Annotated in this window: 10 protein-coding genes; 9 read left to right on the top strand and 1 reads right to left on the bottom strand. The window is 56.8% G+C overall.

The genetic code is table 11. From position 1 onward, the window contains the following. Positions 1-65: 65 nt before the first annotated feature. The 9 genes from M4951_RS02060 to M4951_RS02020 all read left to right on the top strand — a co-directional run bounded on the left by M4951_RS02060 (position 66) and on the right by M4951_RS02020 (position 12108). Positions 66-293 (top strand): hypothetical protein, encoded by a 228-nt coding sequence (locus M4951_RS02060; protein ID WP_262024823.1) that lies wholly within the window; start codon positions 66-68, stop codon positions 291-293. 74 nt (positions 294-367) lie between these two features. Beyond that, the gene (gene aroB / locus M4951_RS02055; protein WP_262024822.1) at positions 368-1438 is read left to right on the top strand and encodes a 3-dehydroquinate synthase; all 1071 of its coding nucleotides are present in this window, start codon (positions 368-370) and stop codon (positions 1436-1438) included. A 218-nt stretch (positions 1439-1656) separates the two neighbouring features. After that, positions 1657-2322, top strand: a complete 666-nt coding sequence (locus M4951_RS02050) for a response regulator transcription factor (RefSeq protein WP_262024821.1) — start codon at positions 1657-1659, stop codon at positions 2320-2322. A gap of 120 nt (positions 2323-2442) precedes the next feature. Continuing rightward, positions 2443-4071, top strand: a complete 1629-nt coding sequence (locus tag M4951_RS02045; RefSeq protein WP_262024820.1) for an HDOD domain-containing protein — start codon at positions 2443-2445, stop codon at positions 4069-4071. Positions 4072-4113: 42 nt separating this feature from the next. Beyond that, a complete protein-coding gene (locus M4951_RS02040) occupies positions 4114-5136 on the top strand; it encodes a ZIP family metal transporter (RefSeq protein ID WP_262024819.1) in 1023 nt (340 codons plus the stop codon). Positions 5137-5281: 145 nt separating this feature from the next. Next, complete coding sequence (locus tag M4951_RS02035; RefSeq protein WP_262024818.1) at positions 5282-8203, top strand: TolC family protein; 2922 nt, start codon at positions 5282-5284, stop codon at positions 8201-8203. A 76-nt stretch (positions 8204-8279) separates the two neighbouring features. Next, the gene (locus M4951_RS02030) at positions 8280-10049 is read left to right on the top strand and encodes an HlyD family efflux transporter periplasmic adaptor subunit (RefSeq protein ID WP_262024817.1); all 1770 of its coding nucleotides are present in this window, start codon (positions 8280-8282) and stop codon (positions 10047-10049) included. Further along, positions 10046-11383 carry an ABC transporter permease gene (locus M4951_RS02025; protein ID WP_262024816.1) on the top strand — a complete coding sequence of 446 codons (1338 nt, stop codon included), beginning with the start codon at positions 10046-10048 and terminating at the stop codon, positions 11381-11383. The genes M4951_RS02030 and M4951_RS02025 overlap by 4 nt, the downstream gene beginning before the upstream one ends. A 32-nt stretch (positions 11384-11415) precedes the next feature. Further along, positions 11416-12108, top strand: a complete 693-nt coding sequence (locus M4951_RS02020) for an ABC transporter ATP-binding protein (RefSeq protein ID WP_410050418.1) — start codon at positions 11416-11418, stop codon at positions 12106-12108. A gap of 133 nt (positions 12109-12241) precedes the next feature. Here the strand turns inward: M4951_RS02020 and pilM are convergent, their stop codons facing one another. Continuing rightward, positions 12242-14812: a pilus assembly protein PilM gene (gene pilM, locus M4951_RS02015; protein WP_262024814.1), complete on the bottom strand. Its 2571-nt coding sequence runs from the start codon at positions 14810-14812 to the stop codon at positions 12242-12244. Between the last annotated feature and the right edge of the window lie 7 nt (positions 14813-14819).

Below are 14819 nucleotides of genomic sequence, written 5' to 3'. Positions count from 1 at the left end.
GTATACTTAGGTTTTCCGCAGCGGATGACCGCTTGCAGGTCGACTATTTTCCGGGAGTGGGATCGATGCCTGACGATTTTGATCCATATCGCGAAGCGTTGATTGTAGAAGAACGAACCATTTGGCCGACTGATAGCGAGATTCCTGCGGCCGATCGCCCGCGAATTGAGCGTTTGCTGCATGACGATGCGGCGAGTTGCAGTCAATTGGAATATGTCCGGATCCATACCGGTTTTTGCCGCATGATTAGCGTGACTGCGGAAGATCTCGATCGGGTCGGCGCAAGCGCCTAACCCACCGGATCGACTTTGATTTCCTTTTACTTGTGAAGCGAGCAGCGTTGACGGCGGAACATGAAATCGTTCGCGTGCAATTGAGCGAACGCAGCTACGATATTGAAATTGGCGCGGGGATTATCGACACGGCGCCCCAATTTTTTGCAGCGCGAACCAAAATATCGCACGCGATCTTGGTCACCGACGAAGACGTGCGCCCTCTCTACGCTGAACGAATCGCCGCAGCTTGCGCCGCGGCAGGGATGCGCACGACGCTGTTGTGCGTACCAACCGGCGAAACCAGCAAATCGATCGCGATGGCCGATCAGCTTTGGAACCAAAGCCTGGCCGAAGGCGCGGACCGCAAAACGGTAGTTATCGCCGTGGGTGGCGGAGTGGTCGGCGATCTGGCCGGCTTTCTCGCGGCAACCTTTGCCCGCGGACTCTCGTTTTTTCAGGTGCCGACAACACTGTTGGCGCAAGTCGACAGTAGCGTGGGAGGCAAAGTCGGCGTCAATCTTCCTACCGCCAAGAACATGGTCGGCGCGTTTTGGCAGCCGCAGGGAGTTTTGATCGATGTTGACGTCTTGTCGACGCTCCCCGAACGAGAATATCGCGCCGGTCTGGCCGAAGTGGTCAAATATGGGGTGATTTTGGACCCCGACTTTTTCGCATACTTGGAAGCGAATGTCGCGGCGATTCAGCGGCGCGATCGGAAAGCACTGACGCAGGTGATCGCTCGGTGCTGCCAGCTGAAAGCAGATGTCGTGCAAGCAGACGAACGGGAGACAACCGGTTTGCGCGCGGTACTGAACTATGGCCATACGTTTTGTCATGCTTTTGAAGCGACGTGCGGCTATGGTCAGTTGCTGCATGGGGAAGCGGTTTCGATCGGTATGTTGTGCGCTTCGCGGCTCGCGGAATCGCTGGGCCGGATAGCGCCCGACGTCACGCAACGTCAACAGAACCTGTTGTCAGAGCTTGGTTTACCGACGGTTCCTCCCCAAGTTGATATCGACCTGGTCATGGCGGCGATGCAACGAGATAAGAAAGTGGAACACGGCAAGTTGCAATTCGTGCTGCCGACGAAGCTGGGTAGGGTGGAACTCGTAGGTGATGTTCCCGTTATGCTGGCGAAACAGGCGATCAACGACGCGGTATAAGGCGTTGGCCTCTTGCGCCTCTCCGCACCTTGGATGTGGAAATGCGCCAAATATCGTTTCATACATATCGAGAATTTCTGGGAACCCTATAGTGAGGGGCGAAGACGTTCGCTGGCTAGATCGCATAGACCGGGTGTGATTGAGACAGCGTTGGTCATGTTTCGTGCAAGAGCACGTTCGCCAAGTTGGCGAAACGCATTTCACTCGATGGGGCAGAAATGAACCAACAAAAAGTCGTATATGTATTGGATGATGATCGCGATGCGCGAATTTCGCTTGCATCGGTCGTCCAGTCGCTAGGCTATCCGGCGATAGAGTTTGAGTCGGCGGAGAGCTTTCTCGAACAGTTTGATCCTGGTCGACGCGGTTGCGTCGTCGCGGATGTTCGAATGGGCGGGATCTCTGGCGTCGATCTTGTGCATCGTCTGCAAGAGCAAGATTTGAACTTGCCGGTCGTCGTGGTCACGGGATACGCCGATGTCCGCCTGGCTGTTCGCGCTATGCAGGCGGGCGCTACTACATTTCTGGAAAAAGTGGGACGTCCCGGCGAGATCGCCGAAGCGATCCAACAGGCGATGGAGCAAGAGGAAGCCCAATTTCACCGGATCTCAGAGCGAGATGGCTATCGATCGCGGATTGATTCGCTCTCGGCGGACGAACGCGACGTCTTGTTGCGCGTCTTGGAAGGGAAGCCAAACAAGGTGATCAAGAAGGAATTGGACATCGGTTTGCGTACGGCTGAACTTCGTCGGGCGAATGTGATGCGCAAGATGGGCGCACGCAGCTTGGCCGAGTTGGTCCGCATGACCCTGGTCGCCGGAGTTCCGCGGTCCGAAAAGGCGCAGGAGTCATCTTCGTCCAATTCAGCATCGATCGTTTCGTAGGGGCTGGCGCGGTCGTAACGCTTATTTTGGGCGGTCGCATTGCGTGGAGTGAGCTAGTCTTTTAGGTAACCCAAAATAAAGGGCTTACCTTTCCTGCTCCCCCATATCTGCCCGTATGCTATGACCTCTCAACCCGCCGCCGAAACTGGATATATCCAGCAGTTCGTAGAGCGAGCTAGTTCACTCTATTCCTTGCCTGCTGTGGCGATGGAAGTGTTGGAAATAACAGGTCGGCCTTCGATCGACGCCGTTCAAGTAAAAGACTGCATCGAGCGCGATCCTGCACTGACGATCAAGATCTTGCGCGCAGTGAACAGTCCCCTGTTTGGTCTGTCACGACAAGTCTCCGATCTGCATCAAGCGCTGGCGCTGTTGGGGATGAAGCCGCTCAAGCTTTTAGTGCTCGGCTTTAGTCTGCCGCGGGAGATGCTGGACGGCGTTGAAGCGGATTCGCTGAGACGATACTGGAGCATCGCACTGACCAAAGCGGTCGCCGCCCGCGAAATTGCGGGGTTTCTCGGCTATCGCAACGGCGATGAAGCGTTCATCGCCGGCTTGCTCGCCGACATCGGCATGCTGGTTTTGATGCAGGACCTGGGAACGCCGTACGCTCATTTCATCCGCAAAACGGACGAAGAAGAAGCGTCTCTCTTGGAGATGGAAGTTGGCACGCTTGGTTTTGACCATATCGTGTTGAGCAGTCGTTTGCTCACGCATTGGAAATTGCCAACAGGGATCATAGACGCGGTGTCGGCCATCAAGCCGTTGCCGTTCGCCGCTCCGCTTGAACTGGAGTCGCACTCAGAAACTGCACGGTCGCTGGTCTTGGCCGATCGGCTGTCCGATATTCTCGCCGGCAAGCGTCTCGCCGCATTACCGGCGTTGGTAACGGCGGTCGCAAAATATGGTCCGGCCGATCTGGCTGATTTTGAACAACTTGCGGCGCGCGTCGAAGCGAAGGTTAAGCAATTGGCCAACGTCATGCGCGTCCACATCGACGATCAAGCTTCTTACTCAGAGATCATGCTGACCGCCTACGCACGATTGTCAGAAGCGAGCATGGACGCGGCGCTCGATGTCGCTCGCCATGATCCGGATGAATTGGAACTGCACGAAGCCTGGCGCGAAGCGAAAGAATTGACCTCCGCTGTCGCGAGTTTTCGTGATCGCCCGCGAAGCGCTGCTCCGGCCCCACCCCCAAGCGTCCCCAAGCAAGCCCCCATGGTGGCGACAATCGAAACGGCGAAAGCGTTTACGAAGAACATCGCGCTGGACGAATCCTCGGTGGCGCGACTCGATGTCGAAGTTCAAAGTTGTCGACAAATGCGGAAGCCAATTTCCGTCTTACAATTAACTCTCGATCGGTATGATGACTTGCTGTTGCATGCTGGGCCCGACGAACTTGTCCAGACCTGGCAATTGGTGGAGAAAGCGGTCAGCGCAATCATTGGCGATGCGGGAAGCTGCTTTGTCTCGGCCGACGCCGTCTTGATGGTCGTTTTGCCGCTGCACGACCGGATGCAGGCCGTGGAAACGGCCAAACGCTTGGTGACGGGAATCCGCAGCTGGGCCCAAGCACGCGCCGAGATCGGTGGCGCCGCTCCGCTGACGATTAGTGTGGGAGCCGCGGCGATTGCGCTGGCGCCGAAGAATTTTCGATCCCAAGAACTTGCGGACGCGGCGACGCGCTGCATGGAAGTCGCACGGCGTTGCGGCGGCGACGGCGTCAAAAGTATCGAAATCTTGTGAGGGATCGTTCGCCTGCTATAGCGCTGAGCGTCGCTGCGCTTCATGCAATCCACTTGCATTTTCACGCCGAACGTCTATCGTGGACAAATTCGTTTCATTCCGCCGCTTCCCAGTAGGGCCATGGACCAATTTGTCGTACTTACCGTCTATTGCGGGTTGATTGTCGCCGCCTCGATGTTGGGCGGCGCGCTTCCCTCGGTAATGCGACTGACCCATACGCGCATGCAGCTGATGATGAGCGGCGTCGGCGGCTTGATGTTGGGAGTCGGCGTGCTGCATCTGTTGCCGCATGGCGTCGCCGAAAGCGGATCGATCGACATCGCTGTGGGGGGAATGTTCGTCGGCATCTTGTCGATGTTTTTCCTCATGCGGGTGTTTCATTCGCACCATCATGCGCCGGTGGAGAAAGAATATCCCGAAGTCGCCGCTACCGAACATTCGCATGATCATGACCATCACGATGGACATGGGCATTGCGATCATAATCATGGCGACGAAGGGCCTAAATCGGCCTGGAGATGGCTGGGGATCTTTCTCGGACTATCGCTGCATACGCTGATTGACGGAATCGCGTTGGCGGCCGCGGTCGCCGCTGCAGCGCATGCCGAAAGCGGATTGGCGAAACTCGCCCTCGGCGTCTTTTTAGGGATCGTGCTGCACAAGCCGCTCGATGCGCTGTCGATCACCTTTGTGATGCGGGCTGGAGGCTGGTCGGCGACGTCGATGAATCTGATCAACTTCGGCTATTCGCTGATGTGCCCGATCGGCGTGGTCCTCTTTTATTTTGCGATCGGCGGACTTGATGACGCTTGGCGACACAACGTGGTTGGCGGCGCGCTCGGCTTTGCGGCAGGGGTCTTCATCTGCATCTCGCTTTCCGACATCCTCCCCGAGATCCAGTTCCACTCCCATGACAAGTGGAAACTGTCGAGCGTGTTGTTGCTGGGTGCGCTGCTAGCGGTCGCAATCGGCTGGCTTGAGCCGCCCCATGCACATCATCACACGCCGGCGCCGGCGTCGGCTCCTCTGCCTGTGCCAGCGATGACGCCTGCTAGCGAACTCTAAGCGGGCGACCTTGACGATTATCGCGATGGCGCCGGCCTGCAAGGCGCGAATGAAGTTGTCGTAGCGACTGTGACGATTTAAACGCCTATAGCGATTATCCCTCCAGTCCCTTCGTGCGCGGCGATCGGGACGCTCAGGCGACCGTATGAACCCCAAGTCTTTAGCTACGATCGGGAAGCTTGCGACGTGCGCCGCGCTGTCGACCCTGTTCTGTTGGGCGTCGACCGGATGCAACCGCTATGGCTATGTCGCCAACGCCGATGCCGAAGCGCAGTCACTCGTCGCGCAAAAGTCGAACAATCCTCGCTGGGCGATCGACAATTTCAATATCGATGTCAATCCGCGCAGCCGCTACTACGATACGTATGACCCGGTCAAACCGCCGATGCCGCCGGATGATCCCTATTCGCATCGTTACATGCACATGGTCGATAACAAAAAGGGCTGGAGCCATTGGGGACGCAACGGTATCCGGCCGATCTTGGAAAACCCCCGGTGGTTGGAAGAGCTGTACCAGCATTCGGACGTAACCGAGCAAGGCGAGATCATGCTCGACCTGGACGACTCGGTGCGTCTCGCCATCTTGCAATCGCCAGACTATCAACAGCAGTTGGAAACGATTTATCTCTCCTCGCTCGACGTTAGCACCGAACGTTTTCGGTTTGACGTGCAGTTCTTCGGCGGTAACTTCACCCAGTTCGAGCATTTGGGCCAAGAGCGCGCCGGTGGTGAAAGCAGCAAGCTGCGTCTCGACAATGGTCTGGAGATGAATCGCAAGTTTGCGACCGCCGGCGAGTTCTTGGTCGGCATCGCCAATTCGACCATTTGGGAGTTCGCCGGGCCAAACCGTGGCGTGACGACGTCGATTTTGAACTTTGGTTTGGTTCAGCCGATCTTGCGTGCCGGTGGGCGAGTGATCGCCCTGGAGCAGTTAACGATCGCCGAGCGAACCTTGCTGGCGAACCTGCGCGCGTACGCCCAATATCGGCAAGGGTTTTACACGCAAGTCGCCTTCGGCGAGCTAGGCGTCGCCGGTCCCCAGCGCCGCGGCGGTTTCTTTGGCGGCACCGGTTTGACCGGGTTCACCGGACAAGGAAGCGGCGGTTTTGGCGGTGTTGGCGACGCGACCGGCTTTGGGCGAGGATTCAACGCCAACGGCGCCGGGGGAGCAGGAGCCAGCGGCTCGGGTTTCGCAGGCGGCGGCGCCGGTACCGTCGGCGGGTTCCTTGGTTTGCTCCAACAGTTGCAGCAGATTCGTAACACCCAAGACAGTCTATCGGCACAAGAGCGAACGCTCGATCTCTTGGAGGCGAACCTGGACGCAGGCCTGATCGATATCGCGCAGGTCGATCAATTTCGGCAAAATATTGAGACGGAACGGGCCAACCTGCTGCAGGCGCACAACAACCTGGAGACGGCGCTCGATACGTTCAAGCGATCGACGCTTGGTCTGCCGCCGAATTTGCCGATTGCGTTGAATGACGAGTTGATTCAAAAATTCAAGCTGACCGATCCCGCGACGACGCAAACGCAAGTCGCGATCGAAGAATACATCTCGCGATTTGGCGACCTCCCGCACATCCCGACGCTCGAAGATCTGCAGATGTCGATCGAGGATGTTGATTCGTTACAACATGAAGTTGACACGCGCGTTGGTGAGATTCCAGCGGACCTGCAAAAGCTGGAGAGCGTCACTCCGGCGCGTACCTTGGAAATGACAGAGTCAGAGCGTGGATTGTTTGAGCGAGACAAGGATCGTTTGATCGAAGAAGTCGACGATTTGGAGTCTCGTAACGATTTGAATCGTGAGAACGTGGAAAAGCTCGCCAGCCAGATCGGGATGGTCGAGCCGAACGTTGTCGCGGATCAATTGGTCGCTCGTCTGGTCGAGATGAAGAACCTAGTCAGCGAGTTGGGATTGATTGAAGCTCGCGCTCGGATTGAACAGATCAACATTCAACGCGTCTATTTGACGCCGGAGCAGGCGCTCGAAATTGCCCGCGCCAATCGCTTGGACTGGATGAACAATCGCGCGTCGTTGGTCGATACCTGGCGCTTGATCGAGTACAACGCCAACGCGCTGAAGTCGAATTTGACGATCGCTTTCAGCGGCGATCTGCAGACCTTGGGCGAAAACCCGGCCCAGTTCCGCAGTCAAACAGGTTCGTTGCGAGCGTCGGTTCAGTTTGATCCGCCGTTGACCCGTTTGGTCGAACGCAACAGCTTTCGTCAGCAGCTGATTGAGTACCAGCAAGATCGTCGCGACTTGATTCAATTTGATGACTCGGTCTTCGCCGATCTGCGGGCGTCGCTGCGCACTCTAGAGCAACTCCGTTTGAATCTAGAGATTCAGCGCCGAGCGGTGGTGATCGCGATTCGCCGCGTCGATCAAACGCGCGAAGCGCTGAGCGCACCGGTCGCCCCCGCCGAACCTGGCCAGCCGGCATTGTCGCTGGGCCCAACCGCCGCGCAGAATTTGCTGTTCGCCTTGTCCGACTTGCGTAATACGCAAAACAACTTGATGAGCGTCTGGCTCAACTACGAAGCGAACCGGATGCGTCTCTATCGCCAGTTGGGGATCATGCAGATTGACCACGAGGGGATCTGGGTCGATACGCCGTTGGACTTACGACCTCCCGACGCTTCGGAAGAGATCGAACTGCCCCCGGCCGTGCCGATGGAGTGGCTGCAGGAAGGATACTTTGATCTTCCCGAAGAAGCGGAAGTGGAGGAGACCGAGTCAACCGATCTCGCTCAGCCCGAATCGGCTGATCCGCCGCTGTGGCGCGTCGATCGCTGGTTGGCTCGCTTGTTGCCTCATGAAAAAGAGAACGTCGCGGCCCAACCGGTACCTTCGTCCTATTCCGACCAAGTGGCGACTGCCAACCCGCAGGAGAGTCGTCCTAACCAGACCCTGGTCGCGCCGCTGCCAGAGGCTTACGAAATCGAAGTCAGCCGCGAGCGGCGGTACACCAACAGCGAGATACAGCAGATGTTGCAGGAGATGCGTGCCCGCAAAGAGGGGGAGCAGGCGGCGGCTCCACTTTTCCCGCCTGAAAACGGATGAATTTCGAGCGGAACCTGCGATAATGGAAGGGGTTAAGTCTAGGTGACGACTTTCCCGCCTTCCAAGGACCAGCGATATGTCCGCTTCTGTCGAAAACAGCTCGCCCGAATCGCGGCCTCGCCTGCGCTTAGAAACTTCGCGGCGCAATTGGTTTTGGCCGATTCTGTTGGTGCTGCTCGTCGCGGGAATCGCGTTTGGCGCCTATTACCTGCCCAGCTCCGGCATCTGGGGATCAACCAACGAAGTGAGCGGCGCGCTCACTTACGAAGTGCAGCGCGAACGCTTGTTGATCACCGTCACCGACGATGGCAACGTGGAGAGCGCCAGCAATATTGACGTGAAGTGCGAGATCGCCGGCGGCGGCACGATTCTGTGGATCGTCGAAGATGGCAAACGGGTCACCAAAGGTGAAGAGATTATCCGCATTGATACTTCGGCGATCGAAGATCAATTGAACGCCCAGAAGATCGTTTACGAAAAGGCGCTGGCGACCAAGATCGAAACGCAAGAAGCCTTTGAAGCGGCGAAGTTGGCGGTGCAAGAATACGCGGAAGGGACCTTCCTGCAAACGCTGCAGCAGATGGAAGCGACGATCAAGATTGCGCAGCAAAATCTGACCACCGCTCAAGACATGCTCGGTTACAGCAAGCGGATGTCGCGCAAAGGTTACGTGACGGCGCTACAGCGCGAAGCGGACGTTTACGCCGTCGAACGGGCCAAGCTAGATTTGGAAGTGGCCGAAACGAGCAAACGCGTCTTGACCGATTTCACGAAACAGAAAACGATCCGCGAATTGGAAGCGGCCCGCGATTCGGCCGAAGCGCGCATGCGTTCTGAAGAAGCGGCGTTCCAGTTGGAAAAGGCGCGGCTGGATCGACTGGAAAAGCAGCTCGTGAATTGCGTCATCCAAGCGCCGCAAAATGGCATGGTCGTCTACGCCAACGAGACCGATCGTCGCGGTTCGACCGAGACCGGGATCGCCGAAGGAACCATCGTGCGTGAAGGGCAGACGATCGTGCGCATTCCGGATCTGGCGAAGATGCAAGTCAAAGTGACAATTCACGAATCGAAGATTGACCGCATTCGGACCGACATGCCGGCGCGAATTGTGATTCAAGATCGGACCTTTCAAGGGAAAGTGACCGGCATCGCCAATCAGCCGGAACCAACCGGTTGGTTTTCGGCCAACGTCAAAGAATATGGCACGATTGTTTCGATCGACGGCACGCAAGAGGCGCTTCGCCCTGGGCTGACCGCGTTTGTGGAGATCCAAGTTGCCGATATTCGTGATGCGCTGACCGTACCGGTCTCGGCGGTCGTCGAGCAACGTGGTAACTACTTTTGTTGGGTGCAAACGCTGACCGGCGCCGAACGGCGTCCGCTGACGCTGGGACAAACCAACGACAAATTGATCGAAGTGCTGGACGGAGTCAAAATCGGCGACCTGGTGCTGCGTAATCCCCGCGCGGTCGTCGCTGACGCGCGAATCGTCGCCGATGCCGGACCAGAGCCGCTTGCGGAAGTGAGCGGTGAAGCTTCCGCAGCCGGACAGGCAAGTCCATCCGACAGCGGCGGACCAACCGCCAGCGGTCCGCCTGCTGGTGGACCAGGCGGCGGATCTGCTCGCCCTGACCCGTTTCAAAACGACGCCGATCAAGATGGCAAGCTCAGCCGTGATGAAGCGCCGGCGCCGATGAAGAACTTCTTTGATCGTATCGACAAAGATGGAGACGGTTTCATTACCCGCAACGAGATGGCTGCGTCTCGTGCCGAAAGAGAAAAGTCGCGCAGCGGAACCGGAGCGCCGCCGTCTGGCGGCCCCGCAGGAGGCCCTCCGCGTTCATGATTCAGCGACTGTTCTCGACAATTCGGCTCGGTTTTAAGAGCCTGATGCTGCACAAACTCCGCTCTGGCCTGGCGATGCTCGGCATCATGATCGGCGTGACGGCCGTGATTTGGCTGGTCGCCATGGGAGAAGGAGTAAGTTACCAGGCGCAGCAGCAGATCAAAGACCTGGGCGCTACGAATGTCATCGTCCGCAGTATGAAGCCATCGTCCGGTTCGACGACCGGCAGCAGCTTTATTATCGAATACGGACTGACGCGTGACGACTATCAACGAATTTTGGAAGGAGTCCCCACGATTCGCCGTGCGGTGCCGATGCGCGAAATCAAAGGGGATGCTCGCGCGGGATCGCGTGAGAGCGAAATTCAATTGCTGGGGGTGACGCCCGACTATCGCGATATGAATCACCTGCTTGTCGAGCGAGGACGTTTTCTATCGGATCGGGACGTGATCGGCGAAGAAAACGTCTGCGTGTTGGCGGCGGGGGCAGCGACCAATTTGTTCGCTCATGAGAATCCCGTAGGTCGCAAGATCGAGATTCAGTTCAACGGCAAGTCAGACGTTTACAAGGTCATCGGGCAGACAGCCGATCGAACCCCGTCGGCGGCGATCGGCGGCAGTCTCGCGGGGCGCGATTTCAATACGGACGTCTATATTCCGCTGTCAACGTTGCGACTGCGGATCGGAGATCAAGTCATCACGTCCCGCTCCGGCAGCCGCGAAGGAGAGATCGTTCAGCTTTCGCAAATTACGGTGACCGTGGGCGAAGTGGAAGAAGTGGAGGAAGCGGCGGGGATCATCGAGATCTTGCTCGAAAAGTACCATCCTTTGGGGGACTACGCGGTTGTGGTTCCTAGCGAACTGTTGCGACAGGCCGAGATGTTGCGAATGATGTTCAACGTCTTATTGATTTTGATCGCCGGCATTTCGCTCTTGGTCGGCGGTATCGGCATCATGAATATCATGTTGGCGACGGTCACCGAACGAACGCGAGAGATCGGCATTCGACGTGCGTTAGGCGCGACGCAAGAAGATGTGATCATTCAATTTTTGGCCGAGACAATAGTGCTGTCGGCCGCCGGCGGAATGATCGGCGTGGTCTTCGGCTTCGGCTGCATCCCGGCGACCTATTTGGCGCAAACCGGGATGGAGCGCTGGCTGCCGGAAGTTTGGAGTACGCTCCCGACAACGATCCGTGATTTACAACCACGCATCGCGATCTGGTCGATCATCGCTTCCTTCTTAATCTCGGTCGGCGTCGGCGTGCTGTTTGGACTTTATCCTGCTCGCCGCGCCGCGATGATGGATCCGATCGAAGCGCTGCGTCACGAATAGCATTCTTCTCTGGAGCGCCCCAAGCCATGCGGATGGCGGCTGAATTTGAAAACCTGGAAAAGCACTACCATCTGGGCGATGTGGTGGTGAAGGCGCTGCGCGGAGTTACGGCCGCGTTTCCGGAAGGAGACTTTGTAGCGCTGATGGGCTCTTCTGGCAGCGGCAAGAGCACGTTGTTGAATCTGTTGGGAGCACTCGACCGCCCGACTTATGGACGCTATATCCTGGGTGGATATGACGTCTCGACGCTCAGTGATCGGCAGTTGTCGCAAGTCCGCAATCAACTGATTGGGTTCATCTTTCAGTCGTACAATCTGATCGCCCAGTACACGGTTCTAGAAAATATTCAGGTTCCATTGCAGTATCGACCCGGCAGACCGCCGATTTCTTCGCGCGATAGGAATCGTTGTCTGGACTTGGCCGAGCAGGTCGGACTTTCGGATCGCCTAGACCATCGGCCGTACCAGCTTTCCGGCGGTCAGCAACAACGCGTCGCGATTGCCCGAGCACTGCTGAACGACCCCGAGATCATCTTGGCCGACGAGCCGACCGGCAACTTGGATTCTAAAACCGGCGCCGAGATCATGCAGATCTTAGGAAAGCTGAATCGCGAAGGTCGCACCATCATCATGGTGACGCACGAGCCCGATATCGCCGAACAAGCGAAGCGGCAGATCTATATGCGAGACGGAATGATCGCCGGCGAAGGAATCTTCCCGGGTTAGAGCGTTGGCGTTTGTTCTGCGGAGAATGGTAGGGCCGGCCGTGCCTGCCGTCTCGCTAGCCACTTATCGGCAGGGCCCGCCTAAGTCGCGGCAGGCACGGCCGGCCCTACGCGGAGCTCGCGCAGTTTCGGCCTTAGTCGAACTGGCGCCCATACTGCAACAAGCGAACGAGCGAGTGAAGTTGGCCTCCGCCGCCGATCAAGGAGATCTCGGATATCGGCCGCTCGGCGTTTGCGTTGGCGTAGTTACTGATCGAAATCGACGTTTCCTTGGTCAGGTTCTTAAAGACCGTGTCCATTACTTCGTACATCTTGCTCACTTCCGACGCCGTGTCTGGTTGGCGTTTCATTTCTTCCGCTTTGGTGAAAGTCAGACTCATCTGACGCACCAAAATACGGGTAAACGAATCGCCGCCGACTTCGAGCGTGCGGAACCACAGGCTGTTCAAACCACTGACGATCAACGTACTGGCGTCGGAGCCGACGTCCAAAATACCGACGGTCTGATCGGTTTCGCGCATGCACTGCTCTTTTTCGGCATCCGAGTAGACGTCGAATTGGAAGTAATTATGCAGCGCGATGGGATCGGCCTGCACGATGTGCGGGGAAATGCCGAGCCGCTTGAGAAATGCGAGACGTTCTTGAAGTTGCAGCAAGCGAGTTGCAATGTAGGCGACTTCCCGACCTGGTTCTTCGATCACGTCTTCGTCCTTGGGAGGCGAATCCCAGACATGATAACCGGTCGAAAGTTCTTCCAAGGGGAAAGGGATCTGATTGCGCGCTTCGTACTGGACCGTCTTCTCCAGCTTCTTCTGTTCGACCGGCGGAAGCTTTAAAAAACGGCCGATCAATTCCGACGCTGGTTGTCCTAACGCGACGATCGCGTCTTTAAAGCCTCCTTCGCCGAGATGGGCAATCAGCTTTTCGACCGACTCTTGAATCAAACCACGTCGATCAGCGTCATCCGCACGCGAAAGAGGACGTTTGTGGTCGCATTGAAAGCAATCTTCCGCCACGACAACGACTTTCGCATTTTCTTTCTCGCCGAGCTTCTTCTTGCTTAGCAAAACGGCTTTCAAGCCAGAGTTGCTGAGATCGATTCCCCAGGAGCGGTCACCGGAGATTTTTTTGGGGCTGACCGAAAGCTTGCCAAGCATGCCGGCTTTGGCCGGAGCGAGATTGAAATCAACCTGTGTCAAACCCAAGCCTTGCAACGACAAGCCGATCGCCACATAAAACGCTGCGCGGTTGTCTTGGAAGTGCTTGTTGTCGTCGAGCCTTTCAGAATTGATCTGGTGGAGACCGGCGTGCAGCGCCACGGGAGAACCGAGCGTCGTCCGCTTGGGAGGATCGGCCCAATTTAGATCGCGTTCCATTTTTCGCAGCGAGCGATTTTCAAACTTCTGCGACATCTTATGCAGATTTTCAATCGCGTTGCGATCGCGGGGCATCAATTTCACCAGACGACTCACCAACCCGATCAACGGGCGATCAACGCGAGTCGATTTTTTGATATCGTTTGCGATCCACGCAAGTTCGGCGACCTGATCAAAATAACGTTGGAAATTATCGCTGCGCACCGCTTCCGGCACTTCGGTCAGCACCTCATAGGCGCGTTCATAACGATAATCCGAGACATATTCTTTCGCTTTACTCAGTAGTTTGTCGCGTTTGGCGACATCGGCTTGCTGCTGATGCTTTTTCAACCGTTCAGCCAAACGCTGCGCAGAAACGTCGTGAGGTTTTAGTTCCAGCAGCCGTTCGACTTTCGGCAACAATCGCGAGGTCCGCTTTTCGGCGACCGCCAATTTGATCTCTTTCGAGAGTCGTTTAATCTCGCGCCGGACGTGGTTCGCTTTGTCGTGCAGCTTCGTAAGCGATTCATGCCAGAGGGTTTGCGGTATTTGACGAATCAGCGCTACCGCTTTTTCCGATTGCTTGTTCGAAAAGAGCTCGGTCGCTTCTTCGGTGACGGTGAGCGCTCGCGTCAGTAAAATTTCTTTCTCTTGAATGACTTGCTCGATGCGCAATGCGGCGCGTTGGGCGAACTTCATTTCGCCTTCGTGCGTGGGCCGCGTCAGTTCACGCAGCAGTTGGCAGGCCGCGTCATGTTTCCCTGCGGCGACCAATTCCTCCGCTTCGACAAATTTTTGCTCAAGATGACTTTGTTGCTGCTGAGCTGAGTCAGCCAGGTTGCTCCCGCATCCGCCGCAGAACTTTTCATGAACCGTGTTCATGCACCCGCACTTGGCGCAGGCGACGTATAACGCGTTGCCGCAATCGGCGCAAAACTTTCGGCTCGGCGGATTCAGCGTCGTGCAGGTTGGGCAAAGAATTTTGTCGCCGATGGCTTCTTGCGCCGGAGCTGCGGAAGTATGGCCGTTGCTTCCATTTCCGTTTGACGAAACGCTGACCGACGCGTTGCGCTTCAGCTCGATGTCATAGGCCTCTTTTTTTTGCTTATCGAGCAGGATCTCGATTGCGTCTTCAACTTCGTTAAAGACCTGTCGCCACAGAGGCGGGTCAATTTTTCCAAAGAAGTTCTGCAGCGCTTTGCGCGTTCGTTCGCCGCAAATTTGAATGTAGGCGGGATCGTCTTCGTAGAGGTCAAGTCGCAGGATTTGGTAGGCGCTGAGCGGCCGATTTTCGTCGTCAATGCGAAGAATGACTTTGTAGGGATCGACAGTTTTTTGAGTCGTATTCATGAACAAT

The organism is Blastopirellula sp. J2-11 (assembly GCF_024584705.1).
Classification (GTDB): Bacteria; Planctomycetota; Planctomycetia; order Pirellulales; family Pirellulaceae; genus Blastopirellula.
This window is presented reverse-complemented; position numbering and strand designations above follow the sequence as displayed.